Here is a 13,228-nt window from a genome sequence, read left to right on the forward strand (position 1 = left end):
CCCATGCTGCGACACCTCATCCCCGCCGCGCTCGGGCGCATCGCGGGGAGCGACCGAAAGACATCTGTGCTGCGACGCCTGTCGATGACGGTGGTGGCGATCACCGCCGCCGCGACGGTGATCCCCGCCATCCCCGCCCAGGCCGCCGCCTTCAAGGTACTGGTGTTCTCCAAGACGGCCGGGTTCCGGCACGACTCGATCCCCAACGGGATCCAGGCCATCCGCGACTTAGGGGCCGCCGGCGACTTCGCCGTCGACGCCACCGAGGACTCGAACGCCTTCAGCACGGCCAACCTGGCCCAGTACAAGGCGGTGGTGTTCCTCAGCACCACCGGTGATGTGCTGAACGACAACCAGCAGGCCGCCTTCCAGACGTACGTGGACGGCGGCGGAGGTTACCTGGGGGTGCATTCGGCCGCCGACACCGAGTACAACTGGGCGTACTACGGGCAGTTGATGGGGGCCTGGTTCAACAACCACCCGGCCATCCAGCAGGCCACCGTGCGGACCGAGGACCGGGCGCACGCCGCGACCGCCCACCTCGGAGCGACCTGGTCACGTACCGACGAGTGGTACAACTACCGCACCAACCCCCGCCCGAACGTCCGGGTGCTGCAGAGCCTGGACGAGGGCAGCTACAGCGGCGGCGGCATGGGCGATCACCCGATCACCTGGTGCCACCCCCAGTCCTCCGGCCGCGCCTTCTACACCGGCCTGGGCCACACCAAGGAGTCGTACGCCGATCCGAACTTCCGCACGCTGCTGCTGGGCGGAATCCGGTACGCGGCCAAGGCCACCAACGCCGACTGCCGCCCGGAGACCGGGTACACGACGCTGTACAACGGCTCGACGACGGGCTGGTCGCAGGCCGGGCCGGGGTCGTTCGCCAACAGCGACGCCACGCTGACCTCCCAGGGCGGCATGGGCATGCTGTGGTACAACGCCAAGGAGTTCCGCTCCTACTCCGTCAAGCTCGACTGGAAGATGACCGGCGACTCCAACTCCGGCGTGATCGTCGGTTTCCCGGCCACCAGTAACCCCGACGCGGCGCTCAACACCGGATATGAGGTGCAGATCGACGCGACCGACACCCCGGACAAGACGACCGGGGCGATCTACGGGTTCAAGACCGCCGACATCGCCGCCCGCGACGCGGCGCTGAACCCGCCGGGTCAGTGGAACACCTATGAGCTGCTGGTGGAAGGTGAGCGGCTGCAGGTGTTCCTGAACGGCACCAAGATCAATGATTTCACCAACACCGATCCGGTCCGCTCGCTCCAGCAGGGCTACATCGGCATCCAGAACCACGGGTCCGGCGACGTGGTGTCGTTCCGCAACATCCGCGTCAAGGAACTGACCAGCGCACCGGGCGGTCCGGGCGCGCTCAAGGGCGCGGGGTCTGGGCGGTGCCTGGACGTCAGCGGCTCGCAAGCCAACGGCGCGCAGGCGCAGATCTTGGACTGCAACGGGCAGGCCAACCAGCAGTGGACGTCGACCGCCGTGGGTGAGCTGCGGGTGAACGGCGGCAAGTGCCTGGACGTGAACGGGGCCGGGACGGCGGACGGCACCGCGGTGATCATCTGGGACTGTAACGGGCAGAACAACCAGAAGTGGCGCCTCAACGCCGACGGCACGATCACGGCGGTGGGGGCGAACAAGTGCCTGGACGTCAGCGGCACCGCCAACGGCACCAAGGCGCGCATCTGGACCTGTAACGGAGGAACCAACCAGCGCTGGACCCGCGTCTGAGGCCGATATGGCGGCCCGGGGTGTCCGCGGTCAGCGGCTTCCCCGGGCCAGGCCGGCCAGGAGGTCCTTGACCTCGGTCGCCTCGTAGGAGTCACGGTCGAACGGGCCGATGATCAGCGGGCCGTCGTCGGGGCGGTCGGGCAGCCGGCCGTGACTGCCCCGCACCGGCGCCGGGTCGAGCGGCACCACCCGCATCGTGTACCGGAAGCCCAGTTTCTTCCTGGCCAGCGCCGCCGCCGCGCGGAGCTTGACGAACGGATCACTCGGGTCCATGAACAGCTCGGCGGGGTCGTAGCCAGGTTTGCGGTGGATGTCCACGAGCCTGGCGAAATCCGGGGCGCGGTCGTCGGAGAGCCAGTAATAGTAGGCGAACCAGGCGTCGGGTTCCGCCACCGCGACGAGCTCGCCGGCACGTTCGTGGTCGAGCCCGTACTTCGCCTTCCCCGCGTGGTCGAGCACCTCGTCCACGCCGGGCAGCTCGGCGATGACGGCGCGGGTGCGGTCGAGGTCGGCGGGGTCGCGGACGTACACGTGGGCCACCTGGTGGTCGGCGACGGCGAAGGCCCGGGACGTCCACGGGTCGAGGTACTCCATCCCGGCCTGGGTGTAGACCTCCAGGAGGCCCGCGGTACGCAGCGCCCGGTTGATGCCCACCGGGCGGGACACCGGGGTGATGCCGTATTCCGAGAGCACGACCACCTCGGCGTCCTCGGCCAGCAGCGGAGCCAGCGCGGCGTCGACGGCGCGCGCCGCCGCGATCGCCTCGGGACCGGTGGGGCCGTACCGCTGGAGGTCGTAGTCGAGGTGAGGCACGTAGACCAGCAGCAGATCCGGCCGTTCACGGGCCAGGATGCGGCGGGCCGCGGCGATGATCCATTCGGAGGAGGCGATCCCCGCGTTGGGGCCCCAGTAGGTGAACAGGGGGAACGGCCCCAGCGCGGCCTCGAGGTCGTCGTGGAGTGAGGGCGGGCGCGTGTAGCAGTCGGGCGACTTGCGGCCGTCGGCGTGGTAGACGGGGCGCGGGGTGACGAGCAGGTCGGCCGGCGCGCCCATCGCATACCACCAGCAGACATTGGCGGTGCGCAGACCGGGCGCGGCGGTCCACAGCTGGTCGCCCTGGATGAGCGCGTTGTGCTGGCGCCACAGCAGCACCTCGCCGAGATCCCGGAAGTACCAGCCGTTGCCGACGATGCCGTGGTCGCGCGGCATCGAACCGGTCAGCAGGGTGGCCTGCATCGAGCAGGTGACGGCCGGGAGCACGGGCCGCAGCGCGGCGGCCGCGCCCGCCTTCGCCACGTTCGGCATGTGCGCGAGCAGGCGTGGAGTGAGCCCGACGACATTGATCACGATCAGCGGTGCCATCACGTCTCCTTCAGCCCGAGGGCGGCGAGCTGCCCCCGCATCCAGTCGAGCTCGGCGGCGATGCCTTCCGCGAGGTCGGGCGGCGCGCCGGGAAGCACGTTCCACGTGTAGGTCTCCACCTCGACGTGCCTGGTCAGCGGCAGTTTTCCGCCGAGGAGCACGTTCAGCAGGTCACGCAGGTAGGGGGCGCTGGTGGCGAGCGGAGGGGGCGGCGCGTCGTGCAGTGGGACGTGGAAGTGCACGCGCCAGCTCTCGTCCGCGGGCAGGCCGCCGGCCAGGGCCTCGCCCAGGTCGTCGGCGTATCCGGTGGCGGAGCGCGTCTGGTGGAGGAAACGGGCCTCGTCGAACGCGGCCAGCGCCCGCTGCGCCCCCGGCGGGGCCACCAAGGCGCACGACGCCTGGAGCTTCACGATCGGCAGCCCGGTGCGGGCGCCCGCACCGGGCTCCTCGAAACCCACGGCCATATGACAGGCGTCCAGGCAGAGGCCGAGATGGTGGTGATCCACGTCGCCCAGCAGGGCGGTCGCCTGAGGCGTCGTCTCGACGATGCAGCCGGGCTCCGGCTCGAAGCCCAGCCGGATCACCTTGCCGGTACGGCCGGCCAGCGCGCGCAGCCCCTGGGCGACCGCGTCGAGATTGGCCATGACCGCCGCCGCCTTCTCTCTCGTCCACCCCGTCCGCCAGGCGAGGGGGAGGGTCGAGATCGTGCCCTCGGTGACGTCGTCCGGCAGCAGCGCGGCGAGGATCTCGGCGAGCCCGAGCGTGTAGCGCAGCCGCTCCGCGTCGGCCCAGTCGGGGGTGTAGACGCGGTGCTTCACGATCTCGTCGTGGAAGCCCCGGTAGGGGAATCCGTTGAGGGTCACCACCTCCAGCCCGAGCACGGTCAGCCGCCGGCGCAGCCCGGCGAGCTCCTCGGGCCGGGCGAGGAGGTCCGCGGCGGCGTGCTGCGACAGCCACAGCCCGAGCCCGAGCCGTTCGACGCCGAGCAGACGCCTGACCCGCGCCGCGACGCCGGACAGCTGAGCGTGGATGCCGGGGAGATCCTCGGCGGCATGGACGTTGGTGCAGTAGGACAGGTGCACCGTCGAGCCGTCCGGATGGCGCAGCCGCATGGTCAGCCCCGCTTGATCGTGTTGCCGGCATAGTCCGGGCCGGCTTCCGAGCCGGTCTCGAGGTCGAGGCGGCAGCTCTGCCCGTAGAACGCGACCGGATTGCGCCACAGCACCCGATCCACATCGTCCGCGCCGAAGCCGGCCGCGATCATGGCATCGGCTACCTCGCGCGTCTTGAGCGGGTCGCTGCGACCCCAGTCGGCGGCCGAGTTCACCAGCATCCTGTCCGTGCCGTATTCCTTGAGCAGGGCCACCATCCGGTCCGGGTCCATCTTGGTGTCGGGGTAGATCGAGAATCCCATCCAGCAACCCGAGTCCGCGACCATGCCGACGGTCAGCTCGTTGAGGTGGTCGACGAGCACCCGCACGGGGGGTATCCCAGCGGCCCGGACCACGTCGAGCGTCCGGCGGGTGCCCGCGGCCTTGTCCCGATGCGGAGTGTGCACGAGCACCGGAAGGTCATTCTCCTGCGCCAAGGCGAGCTGGGCCTCGAAGGCCCGTTCCTCCTCCGCGGTCATCGAGTCGTAGCCGATCTCGCCGACCGCGACGACGGAGCCCTTCAGCAGGTATCGCGGCAACTCGGCCAGCACCCCCGCGCACCGCGGATCGTTCGCCTCCTTCGGGTTGAGCGCGAGCGCGCAGCGGTGGTGGATGCCGTGCTGCGCGGCGCGGTACGGCTCCCAGCCGAGCAGCGCGTCGAAGTAGTCGAGGAAGCTGCCCACGTTGGTACGGGGCTGCCCCAGCCAGAAGGCGGGCTCGACGACGGCCCGGACCCCCGCTGCGTGCATGCGCTGGTAGTCGTCGGTGGTCCGGGAGGTCATGTGGATGTGGGGATCGAAGATGCGCATTCAGCTCCTCTCCAGGACGTCGCGCGGGACGGGCCGGTCGGCCGCCCGCAGTTCCGCCGCGTAGTCCGACAGCATCCGGGCCAGTTCGGCGTCGAAGCGGCGGTCCAGCCCGGCCACCGCCGCCAGCGGGATCGACATGAAGACGCACTTGAGCACCCCTTGCCGGAAGGAGTGGTCGTCCAGCCACGTCGAGCCGTACGGGCCGAGGGCCGCGGCGACCAGTCGCGCGTCATTGGTGCGCAGCGCGTCCTCCACCAGCCCGACCGCCGTCCCTCCCAGGTCGAGCTCATGCAGGACGGTCAGGATCGCCAGCCGCTCGCCGCTGTCGCCGGCCTCGTACAGGCCGCGGATCACCGCGTGGTCGCCGTGCAGCGCGCCGAGCAGCGCGCGGCGGGCACCGGGGCCGCCCCGCCGTTCGGCCTGCGGGAAGAGCCGGTGGATCGCGCACGGGTCAGCCTCGACCTGCCGGACGGCCCGTGCCAGCCACTCCTGTGCCGGCTCGTTCATGCGCTCTCCTCAAGAAGTCGATCGAGCGGCGGGCGACCTGCGGGGCCGCATGGCTGTGCCGGGCCAGCTCCACGGCCACCAGACCCGAGTAACCGTGCAGAGCGGCGAGCACCGGCACGAAGTCGATCTCCCCCTCGCCGAATTCCAGGTGCTCGTGGACTCCCCGGCGCATGTCCTCGATCTGCACGTGCACGGTGTACGGCAGCGCCCGGCGGAGACAGGTGTCCAGGTCCTCCCGCTCCACGCAGTGGCAGTGCCCGATGTCGAGGGTGAGACCGAACCGACGATGGGCGCCGAGCATCGCACGCAGCCGCTCGAACCCATCCAAATCGGCGACGAGCATCCCGGGTTCGGGTTCGAATCCCAGCGTGACGCCCACCTGGTCGGCCGCGTCGAGCAGCCGCGCGCACTGGCGGGCCAGCCGCGTGTACGCCTCCGTCTCCGGCATGCCGCCGGGCCGTACCCCGCTCCACAGATGCACCACGGGAGCGCCCAGATCGGCGGCGACCCGTATCGCGGTGGTCAGGAACTCCACTCTGCGCTCGGCGTCGTCGCTGATGAGGGTCGGATGGTGTTTGCGCAGGGGATCGAGGGTGTAACGCCCGCCCGTCTCGACGACGGCATCGAGGCCGAGGCGTTCGAGAAGCCCGGCGATTCGCGACACCTCCGCGGCCAGGCCGGGGGAGTGGGGGTCGAGATGACCGTGGTCGAGCGTGATCGCCGCACCGGTGTACCCCAGATCGGCCAAGACCCCGAGCGCCTCGGGAAGCCGGTGGCCGGCGAAGCCGTTGGTGCAGTAGGCCCACTTCACGATGTCGCCAGCCGGGACGAGAGCCACCTTCCGAGGGGCAGCGAACACAGCAACGCGCCCGCCGTCGCGAACCGCCCGCCACCGGCGACCGCCGCCGCCTGGAGCGGGATCAGGCCGAGGATGCTCAGGCGGACGGCCTGCCGCACGCTCTCGGGGTCGGGACGGGCCCGTAATCCGGCCTGGACCTGGAGGGTGGAGGCGAGATAGCCGGCGATGAGGACGCCCGCTCCGGCCCGGGCGGCGGCTCCGTTGCGCACGCAGGAGATGGCCGCGAGCCCGGCCGCCGCGGTGCTGGCCACGAACGCGCACTCGGCGGTCCCGCGTGCCGCCCCCGTCACCTCGGCCCGGCCCAGGACGCTGATCCCGTAGGTGTGCGCGCCTATCGCCAGCGCCGCCGGCACGGCGGCCCCGGCCTGCTCGCCCGCGCCCAGGAGCACGTCCAGCACACGACAGGCCGCCATCGACGCCGGTCCGGCCGCCGTCCGTTTGAGGCCCAGGTCGTAGGCCCACACCGCACCGGCCAGCAGGCCGGCGACGGTGAGAGCGCGTCGGCCGCCGGCGAGGGTGGCGGTGGCGAGGCCCGCGCCGGTCAGGGCGGCCGCGAGCCCGAGCGCGGCGCCCGGGCGGACCCGGCCTGACGGGATCGGGCGCTCAGGACGCTCGACGGCGTCCGCCTCACGGTCTGCCCAGTCGTTGAGCGCCATTCCCGACCAGTACATGAGCACCGACGCCAGGGCCAGGCCGGGTGCCGGACGCCGCCCCGCGGCGGCGGCCCCCGCCATGCTGTCCCCCGGCACCGACAGTGCGGCCGGTGCACGGACCAGCTCGAGCATCGCCCTCATGACAGCTCCTCGGCGAAGGCGCGCAGCCGGGCGTACTGGGCGGCCAGCGCGTGCTCGTCCGTCCCCAGCGGGCTCTTGAAGAAGTAGCCGAGCTCGGGCAGGACGCCGTGCCGCCCTTTCTCGTGCGCACGGGCGACCAGCCGGGCCAGGTCCAGGACGAGCGGAGCGGCCAGCGCCGAATCGCAGCCCTGCCAGGTGAACTGCAGCGTCATCCGCACGCCGAGAAAGCCGTCGAAGGTCACGTGGTCCCAGGCGGTCTTCCACTCTCCGAGATCCGGGACATAGTCGATGTGCGTCTCACCCTCGACGGGTCCTCCCAGGACCTTCGCGACGACCTGGTCCTTGGAGAGCTGCTTGCTGGATCTGGCGGCCGGATCGGCGAGTGTCGCCCCGTCGCCGCCGCCGAGGAGGTTGAGCCCGGACCAGGAGCGGACCGGCAGCGCCCGGTCGGCGAACATGGGCGCCAGGGCGCTCTTGACCAGGGTCTCGCCGGTCTTGCCGTCGCGTCCCGCGTAAGGCACGCCCCGCCGGGCGGCGAGTTCCGCCAGGGCGGGCAGGGTCGGCCCGGTGGAGGGGGTGAACTCCACATAGCCGCATCCGGCGTGGAAGGCCGCATAGGCGTACAGCGAACTCGGCGGCAGGACGTCGTCCCCCGCGGCGAGCCGCTCCTCGAGGTCGGCCAGCCTCTCGAACCCGGGGTGCGGACCCACCGGGGGCTCGGTCGACGACAGGTTGACGACGACCACCCGGGCCAGCCCGTGCCGGGCGCGGAAGCCGGCGATGTCGCCGATCAGCCGGGTCGCGGTCCGGCCGCCGTCGCCGGTGACGTAGCCGGGCCGGATCTCGGCGTCGGCGGCGTCCAGATCGGACGCGAGCAGCCCCGGCAGGTCCGGTGACATGACCCCTGCTCTGCCCAGTTGCTCGGCGCGCTTGCGTAAGGACGTCTCGGTGATGTCATGGCCGCCGAAAGCCAGGTCGGTCAGCGGAACCAGGTGCCCGGGAAAGCCGGGGGACTCGCTCACGCATCCTTGCGGGGTCGCTGCTCCCGCCCTGATGGCCGCGGCGCCGACGATGGCAGTGGTCGCCACGGATCCCCGTGCCCCGATAAGCCACACACCGAGCTTGTCCATGAAAGCTCCATCGTGTCGGGACTAGCCCTGGATGCGGAAGGCATCCGATATGTAAGTATCTGCGATGGTATGAGTTAATTTTGTTAATGGTCAAGCATAAGCAGGCTTATTGTTTGTCCAATCATCCGCCGCTTACCGACATCACCGCTCGTATCAGGTGCGAGCTCTGCTTGACCGTCGATATAAGCCCGCTTAGCATCCCGCAGGATGAGAGATATAAGCCGGGAACTTGCCGATAGCCGGTGGGCCGCGTGCTGAGCATGCGCGGCATCGGCAAGAGCTTCCTGGGCGTGCGGGTGCTGTCCGGAGTGGACCTGGACGTGACGGCCGGTGAGGTCCACGCCGTCGTCGGCGAGAACGGCGCCGGCAAGTCCACCCTGATGAAGATCATCTGCGGGATTCACGCGCCGGACGAGGGCACGATCGAGATCGACGGTCGCCCCATCTCCTTCGGCCACCCGCTCGAGGCGCAGCGCTCCGGCATCGCGATCATCCACCAGGAGTTCAACCTGCTGCCCGAGCGCACCGTCGCCGAGAACGTCTTCCTCGGACGTGAGCCCGTCAGGCGCGGCCTGGTCGACCGGACCGCCATGGAGACGGCGACCGCACGGCTCCTCGACGAGCTGGGTGAGGACCCCTTCGGCCCCCGCGACGCCGTCAAACGCCTGTCGGTGGCACAGCAGCAGCTCGTCGAGATCGTCAAGGCGTTGTCGGTGAAGGCCCGGCTCGTCGTCATGGACGAGCCCAGCGCGGCGCTCGCCGAGCACGAGGTCGAGCTGCTTCACCGGCTGATCGGGCGGCTGAGGGAACGCGGCGTCGCCGTCGTGTACATCTCCCACCGATTACGCGAGGTGTTCGACCTCGCCGACCGGGTCACCGTGCTCAAGGACGGCTCGCGCGTCACCACGTGCCCGATCGGCGAGGTGACCCCTGACGAGCTGATCCGCCTGATGGTGGGCCGCGACCTCGCCACCTACTTCCCGCCCCGCTCGGCGGGCGCCGGCGAGGTTCGGGTCAGCCTCCGCGGAGCGGGCAACCACAAGCTCCGCGACATCGACCTGGAGCTGCGTGCCGGGGAGATCGTCGGCATCGCGGGCCTGCAGGGATCCGGCAGATCGGAACTCGCCAGAGCGATCTTCGGCGCGGAGCCGTTCACCACGGGCGAGATGAGCCCGTCGCGCCCGCGCTCGGTCCGGGAAGGCGTTGCCATGGGCATCGGGCTGGTGACCGAGGACCGCAAGGCCGAAGGGCTCGCATCGCGCCAGTCCGTGCGCGACAACGTCCTGCTCGTCGCCCGCGCGGTTGGCGCCAGGCACCGCAACGGCCTCCGCGACCTGCTCCAACGGGTACGCCTCTCGCCTCCGCGCCAGGAACAGGAGGTCCGCTACCTGTCCGGAGGCAACCAGCAGAAGGTCGTGCTCGCCAAATGGATGACGATGGCGCCGCGGGTGCTGCTCTTCGACGAACCGACCCGGGGCGTCGACGTCGGAGCCAAGGCCGCGATCCACGATCTGATGCGCGAACTGGCGAATGACGGCATGGCCATCATGATGATCTCTTCCGAGCTGCCCGAGCTCATCGGCATGAGCGATCGCGTCGTCGTCCTGCGCGACGGCCGCGTCGCGGGCACCTTGCCGGCCGGGGCCTCCGAGGAGGCCATCATGCGCCTGGCCGCCGGAGAGGTGGCCTGAATGAACCTGCTCGTGCGCGTCCGCTGTCCCGCCCGCCGCGGTGAGGCGCGCGGCGGCCTGGCGGCGCGGTTGCGCGAACCCACGCAGGTGGTGTTCCTCGCGCTGCTCGCTCTGGTCGCGGTCGGCTGGGCCCTCGTCGCGCTCCATGGCGACCAGTTCCTCACCATGGAGAGCGTCGTCGGGATCCAGCAGCGTTCGGCGGCGCTCGGCATCGTGGCGATCGGGCAGACGCTGGCGATCCTCGCCGGGTCGCTCGACCTGTCCGTGGCCTACCTGATCAGCCTGGCCTCGCTCGTCGCGGCGGAGATCATGGCGGGCCAGGACGGGAACATCGTGCCCGCGGTCGCCGCGGTGCTGGCCATCAGCGCGCTGGTGGGGCTGGTGAACGGGCTGGTCATCACCGGGCTCCAGGTTCACGCCTTCATCGCCACGCTCGGCGTCGCCCTGATCATCAAGGGCATCGTGGACCACCTGTACGACGGCCCGGCGGGCAAGGTGCCCGAGTCGTTCCAGCTCCTCGGCTACTCCCGCCTCGGGCCGATCCCCGTCTCCGCCATGCTCTGGGCGGGCGTGGCCGTCTTGGCCTGGTTCCTGCTGAGCAGGACCCGGCTGGGATACCGGATCTACGCGGTGGGCGGGAACGAGGAGGTCGCCCGCCTGTCGGGGATCCGTACGGGCCGCGTCATCGTGATCACCCACATGCTCTGCTCCGTCTGCGCCGGCGTCGCGGGCCTGCTGCTGGCCGGCAGGCTCGGGGCGGGGGCGCCCACAGTCGGCACCGACGGGGGCTACGACCTGGAGTCCATCGCCGCGGTCGTGCTCGGCGGGACCGCACTGGCCGGCGGCAAGGGCGGTGTCGCCGGAACCGTGGGCGGGGTCCTGCTGCTGGCCGTCCTGGACACCATCTTCAACCAGCTCGAGGTCAACTCCTTCGTCAAGGACGTGGTCCGCGGCGTGGTCATCGTCATCGCGGTGGCCGTCTACGCCCGGCGCGGAACAAGGCGGTCGGCATGAAGCGGGCACTTCCCATCCTCGCGGTCCTCGTGGTGCTGCTGGCCGCGATCGCGGTCGTGAACCCCTACTTCCTGGAGCCCGCCGGGTTCCTGGCGTTCCTCAAACGGGCCGCGCCGCTGGTGATCCTCGCCGCGGGCCAGTATTTCGTCATCGTCTCCGGCGAGTTCGACCTGTCGGTCGGCTCACTGGTGACGGCCGAAGTGGTGATCGCCGCGCGGCTCATCGACGGCGACGAGTCCGCCACCTGGCCGGTCCTCGCCCTGCTGATCGTCCTCGGGCTCTTCGTCGGACTGCTCAACGGCGTGGTCACCACCAAGTTGCGGGTGCCGTCGTTCATCGTGACGCTCGGCATGCTGCTCGTCCTCAGCGGGGCGGTCTTCCTCTGGACCGGCGGCGCGCCGCGTGGCGCGCTGTCGGCGGGCTTCCGGACGTTCGGCCGCGGCGGGCTCGGGCCGGTGCCGTGGTCGGTGCTGATCCTGCTGGCCGTGGGCGCGGCGGCGATCTGGCTCACGCGCGCCGATTTCGGCAAGACGCTCATCGCCACCGGTGACAACGAGCGTGCCGCGGCACTGTCCGGGGTCCGGGTCGACCGGGCCAAGATCTTCGCCTTCCTGCTCTCCGGTCTGGCCGCGGCCGTCGCGGCGATCCTGCTCGGCGGCTTCGCCGGCGTCTCGGCCCAGGCGGGCCAGGGACTGGAGTTCTCGGCCATCACCGCGGTCGTGCTCGGCGGCGTGGTGCTCGGCGGCGGCCGCGGCTCCGTGCTCGCCGCCATGGCCGGTGCCTTCACGCTGGAGGCGTTGTTCACCCTGCTCAACCTGTACGGAATCTCGGGGGCGCTGGAGTTCACCGTGCAGGGCGTCATCATCATCGCCGCGGTCGCGGCGGGAGCCATCCGGCTTCCCCGGAAGTTCACCCCCCGAAGAGGAGACGCACATGCCGCGTCATAAGGCCGCGGTCGCCGTGGTCGCCACGCTCGTCCTCGCCGGCTGCACCACCGACAAGCCGGCGGCCACCACACAACCCGCGGCGCCCGCCGCGAGCGCTCGGGGTTCGGGCACGGGCGCGCAGTCGAAGTTCTTCGTGCGGGCGGAATTCGACGCCCAGCTGGCGATGCGCTCCCAGACGCCGCAGGGGCCCACGGACAAGCCCTGGGAGCAGGCCATCGCCCCGAAGATAATCGACACGGCGAAGTACAAGAAGGACGGGCCGTACCACCTGTGCTTCTCCAACGCCGCGGTCAACAACCCCTGGCGCCAGGTCGGCTGGAAGACGATGCAGGCAGAGGCCGGCCTGCACAAGGAGATCGAGAAGTTCACGGCCCTCGACGCCGAGGGCAAGGACGACAAGCAGATCTCCGACATCGCCGAGTTGCAGGCCAAGGGCTGCGACGCGCTGATCGTCTCGCCGAACACCACGGCCACGCTCACCCCCGCCGTGACGGCCGCCTGCGGGAAGGTGCCCGTCATCGTGTTCGACCGGGGTGTGGAGACGGACTGCCCGGTGACGTTCATCAAGCCCATCGGCGGCTACGCCTTCGGCGCCGACGCCGCCGAGTTCCTGGTCGAGAAGGTGCCGGCGGGCGGGAAGGTGCTGGCGCTGCGCATCCTGCCGGGCGTGGACGTGCTGGAGACCCGCTGGTCGGCGGCGAAGGTGGCCTTCGACAAGAGCCGGCTCCAGGTGGTGGGGGTGGAGTTCACCGACGGCGACGCCGCCAAGACCAAGAGCATCGTCAGTGACTACATCCAGCGGCACGGCAAGATCGACGGCGTCTGGATGGACTCGGGCGCCACGGCGGTGGCGGCGATCGAGGCGTTCGAGGACGCGGGCGTGCCGGTGCCGCCGATCAACGGCGAGGACCAGCAGGACTTCCTGCAGAAGTGGAAGGACGCGGGCCTCACCGCCGTCGCACCCACCTACCCCACCTACCAGTGGCGCACGCCGATCATCGCCGCGCTGAAGATCCTCAAGGGCGCGGAGGTGCCCAAGATGTGGAACCTGCCGCAGCCGAAGGTCACCAGCGAGAACCTGTCGACCTATCTCAAGCCCAACATGCCGCCGCTGCACTACGCCCTGTGCGGTTGTGAGGACCTTCCCGGGTTCCCGGAGGCCTGGGGTGGGAAGAAGAGCTGATCGGCTCCTTCCGCGAACCGACGACGAAGAGG

Annotated in this window: 12 protein-coding genes; 5 read left to right on the forward strand and 7 right to left on the reverse strand. The window is 70.6% G+C overall.

The window, feature by feature from the left end; genetic code table 11:
• Positions 1–3 precede the first annotated feature (3 nt).
• On the forward strand, positions 4–1,749 hold the full coding sequence (locus AB0B91_RS36590; protein WP_358329670.1) for a ThuA domain-containing protein: 1,746 nt from the start codon (positions 4–6) through the stop codon (positions 1,747–1,749).
• A gap of 30 nt (positions 1,750–1,779) precedes the next feature.
• Here AB0B91_RS36590 and AB0B91_RS36595 read toward each other — a convergent pair whose 3' ends face one another.
• The 7 genes from AB0B91_RS36595 to AB0B91_RS36625 are packed head-to-tail and all read right to left on the reverse strand — an operon-like array spanning position 1,780 to position 8,361.
• Entirely contained in the window at positions 1,780–3,111 is a 1,332-nt protein-coding gene (locus tag AB0B91_RS36595; protein WP_358329674.1) for a nucleotide pyrophosphatase/phosphodiesterase family protein, read from the reverse strand.
• A complete protein-coding gene (gene eboE, locus AB0B91_RS36600; protein ID WP_358329677.1) occupies positions 3,111–4,223 on the reverse strand; it encodes a metabolite traffic protein EboE in 1,113 nt (370 codons plus the stop codon). Before eboE ends, AB0B91_RS36595 begins: the two co-directional genes overlap by 1 nt.
• Before the next feature lie 2 nt (positions 4,224–4,225).
• Complete coding sequence (locus AB0B91_RS36605) at positions 4,226–5,071, reverse strand: TatD family hydrolase (RefSeq protein WP_358329680.1); 846 nt, start codon at positions 5,069–5,071, stop codon at positions 4,226–4,228.
• Entirely contained in the window at positions 5,072–5,578 is a 507-nt protein-coding gene (locus tag AB0B91_RS36610; RefSeq protein WP_358329683.1) for an EboA domain-containing protein, read from the reverse strand.
• Complete coding sequence (locus AB0B91_RS36615) at positions 5,523–6,389, reverse strand: sugar phosphate isomerase/epimerase family protein (RefSeq protein WP_358329686.1); 867 nt, start codon at positions 6,387–6,389, stop codon at positions 5,523–5,525. The genes AB0B91_RS36610 and AB0B91_RS36615 overlap by 56 nt, the downstream gene beginning before the upstream one ends.
• A complete protein-coding gene (locus AB0B91_RS36620; RefSeq protein ID WP_358329689.1) occupies positions 6,386–7,231 on the reverse strand; it encodes an SCO3242 family prenyltransferase in 846 nt (281 codons plus the stop codon). Before AB0B91_RS36620 ends, AB0B91_RS36615 begins: the two co-directional genes overlap by 4 nt.
• Positions 7,228–8,361: an inositol-3-phosphate synthase gene (locus AB0B91_RS36625; RefSeq protein WP_358329692.1), complete on the reverse strand. Its 1,134-nt coding sequence runs from the start codon at positions 8,359–8,361 to the stop codon at positions 7,228–7,230. Before AB0B91_RS36625 ends, AB0B91_RS36620 begins: the two co-directional genes overlap by 4 nt.
• A 260-nt stretch (positions 8,362–8,621) precedes the next feature.
• Between AB0B91_RS36625 and AB0B91_RS36630 the strand changes: the two genes are divergently transcribed.
• From AB0B91_RS36630 to AB0B91_RS36645, 4 genes are read left to right on the forward strand one after another with little or no spacing between them, the layout of a single operon-like run.
• Complete coding sequence (locus AB0B91_RS36630; RefSeq protein ID WP_358329830.1) at positions 8,622–10,052, forward strand: sugar ABC transporter ATP-binding protein; 1,431 nt, start codon at positions 8,622–8,624, stop codon at positions 10,050–10,052.
• Positions 10,053–11,066 carry an ABC transporter permease gene (locus AB0B91_RS36635; RefSeq protein WP_358329695.1) on the forward strand — a complete coding sequence of 338 codons (1,014 nt, stop codon included), beginning with the start codon at positions 10,053–10,055 and terminating at the stop codon, positions 11,064–11,066.
• Complete coding sequence (locus AB0B91_RS36640) at positions 11,063–12,013, forward strand: ABC transporter permease (protein WP_358329698.1); 951 nt, start codon at positions 11,063–11,065, stop codon at positions 12,011–12,013. Before AB0B91_RS36635 ends, AB0B91_RS36640 begins: the two co-directional genes overlap by 4 nt.
• Positions 12,000–13,196 (forward strand): ABC transporter substrate-binding protein, encoded by a 1,197-nt coding sequence (locus AB0B91_RS36645; protein ID WP_358329701.1) that lies wholly within the window; start codon positions 12,000–12,002, stop codon positions 13,194–13,196. Before AB0B91_RS36640 ends, AB0B91_RS36645 begins: the two co-directional genes overlap by 14 nt.
• Positions 13,197–13,228: the final 32 nt, after the last annotated feature.

The sequence above is a fragment of the Nonomuraea sp. NPDC049141 genome (assembly GCF_040648415.1).
Lineage (GTDB): Bacteria > Actinomycetota > Actinomycetes > Streptosporangiales > Streptosporangiaceae > Nonomuraea.

Excerpts from the sequence above, each read along its gene's own strand:
- AB0B91_RS36620 (WP_358329689.1), bottom strand. The coding sequence starts at position 7,231 with ATGAGGGCGATGCTCGAGCTGGTCCGTGCACCGGCCGCACTGTCGGTG.
- eboE (WP_358329677.1), bottom strand. The coding sequence starts at position 4,223 with ATGCGGCTGCGCCATCCGGACGGCTCGACGGTGCACCTGTCCTACTGC.
- AB0B91_RS36590 (WP_358329670.1), top strand. The coding sequence starts at position 4 with ATGCTGCGACACCTCATCCCCGCCGCGCTCGGGCGCATCGCGGGGAGC.
- AB0B91_RS36630 (WP_358329830.1), top strand. The coding sequence starts at position 8,622 with ATGCGCGGCATCGGCAAGAGCTTCCTGGGCGTGCGGGTGCTGTCCGGA.
- AB0B91_RS36605 (WP_358329680.1), bottom strand. The coding sequence starts at position 5,071 with ATGCGCATCTTCGATCCCCACATCCACATGACCTCCCGGACCACCGAC.
- AB0B91_RS36595 (WP_358329674.1), bottom strand. The coding sequence starts at position 3,111 with ATGGCACCGCTGATCGTGATCAATGTCGTCGGGCTCACTCCACGCCTG.
- AB0B91_RS36625 (WP_358329692.1), bottom strand. The coding sequence starts at position 8,361 with ATGGACAAGCTCGGTGTGTGGCTTATCGGGGCACGGGGATCCGTGGCG.
- AB0B91_RS36640 (WP_358329698.1), top strand. The coding sequence starts at position 11,063 with ATGAAGCGGGCACTTCCCATCCTCGCGGTCCTCGTGGTGCTGCTGGCC.
- AB0B91_RS36645 (WP_358329701.1), top strand. The coding sequence starts at position 12,000 with ATGCCGCGTCATAAGGCCGCGGTCGCCGTGGTCGCCACGCTCGTCCTC.
- AB0B91_RS36610 (WP_358329683.1), bottom strand. The coding sequence starts at position 5,578 with ATGAACGAGCCGGCACAGGAGTGGCTGGCACGGGCCGTCCGGCAGGTC.
- AB0B91_RS36635 (WP_358329695.1), top strand. The coding sequence starts at position 10,053 with ATGAACCTGCTCGTGCGCGTCCGCTGTCCCGCCCGCCGCGGTGAGGCG.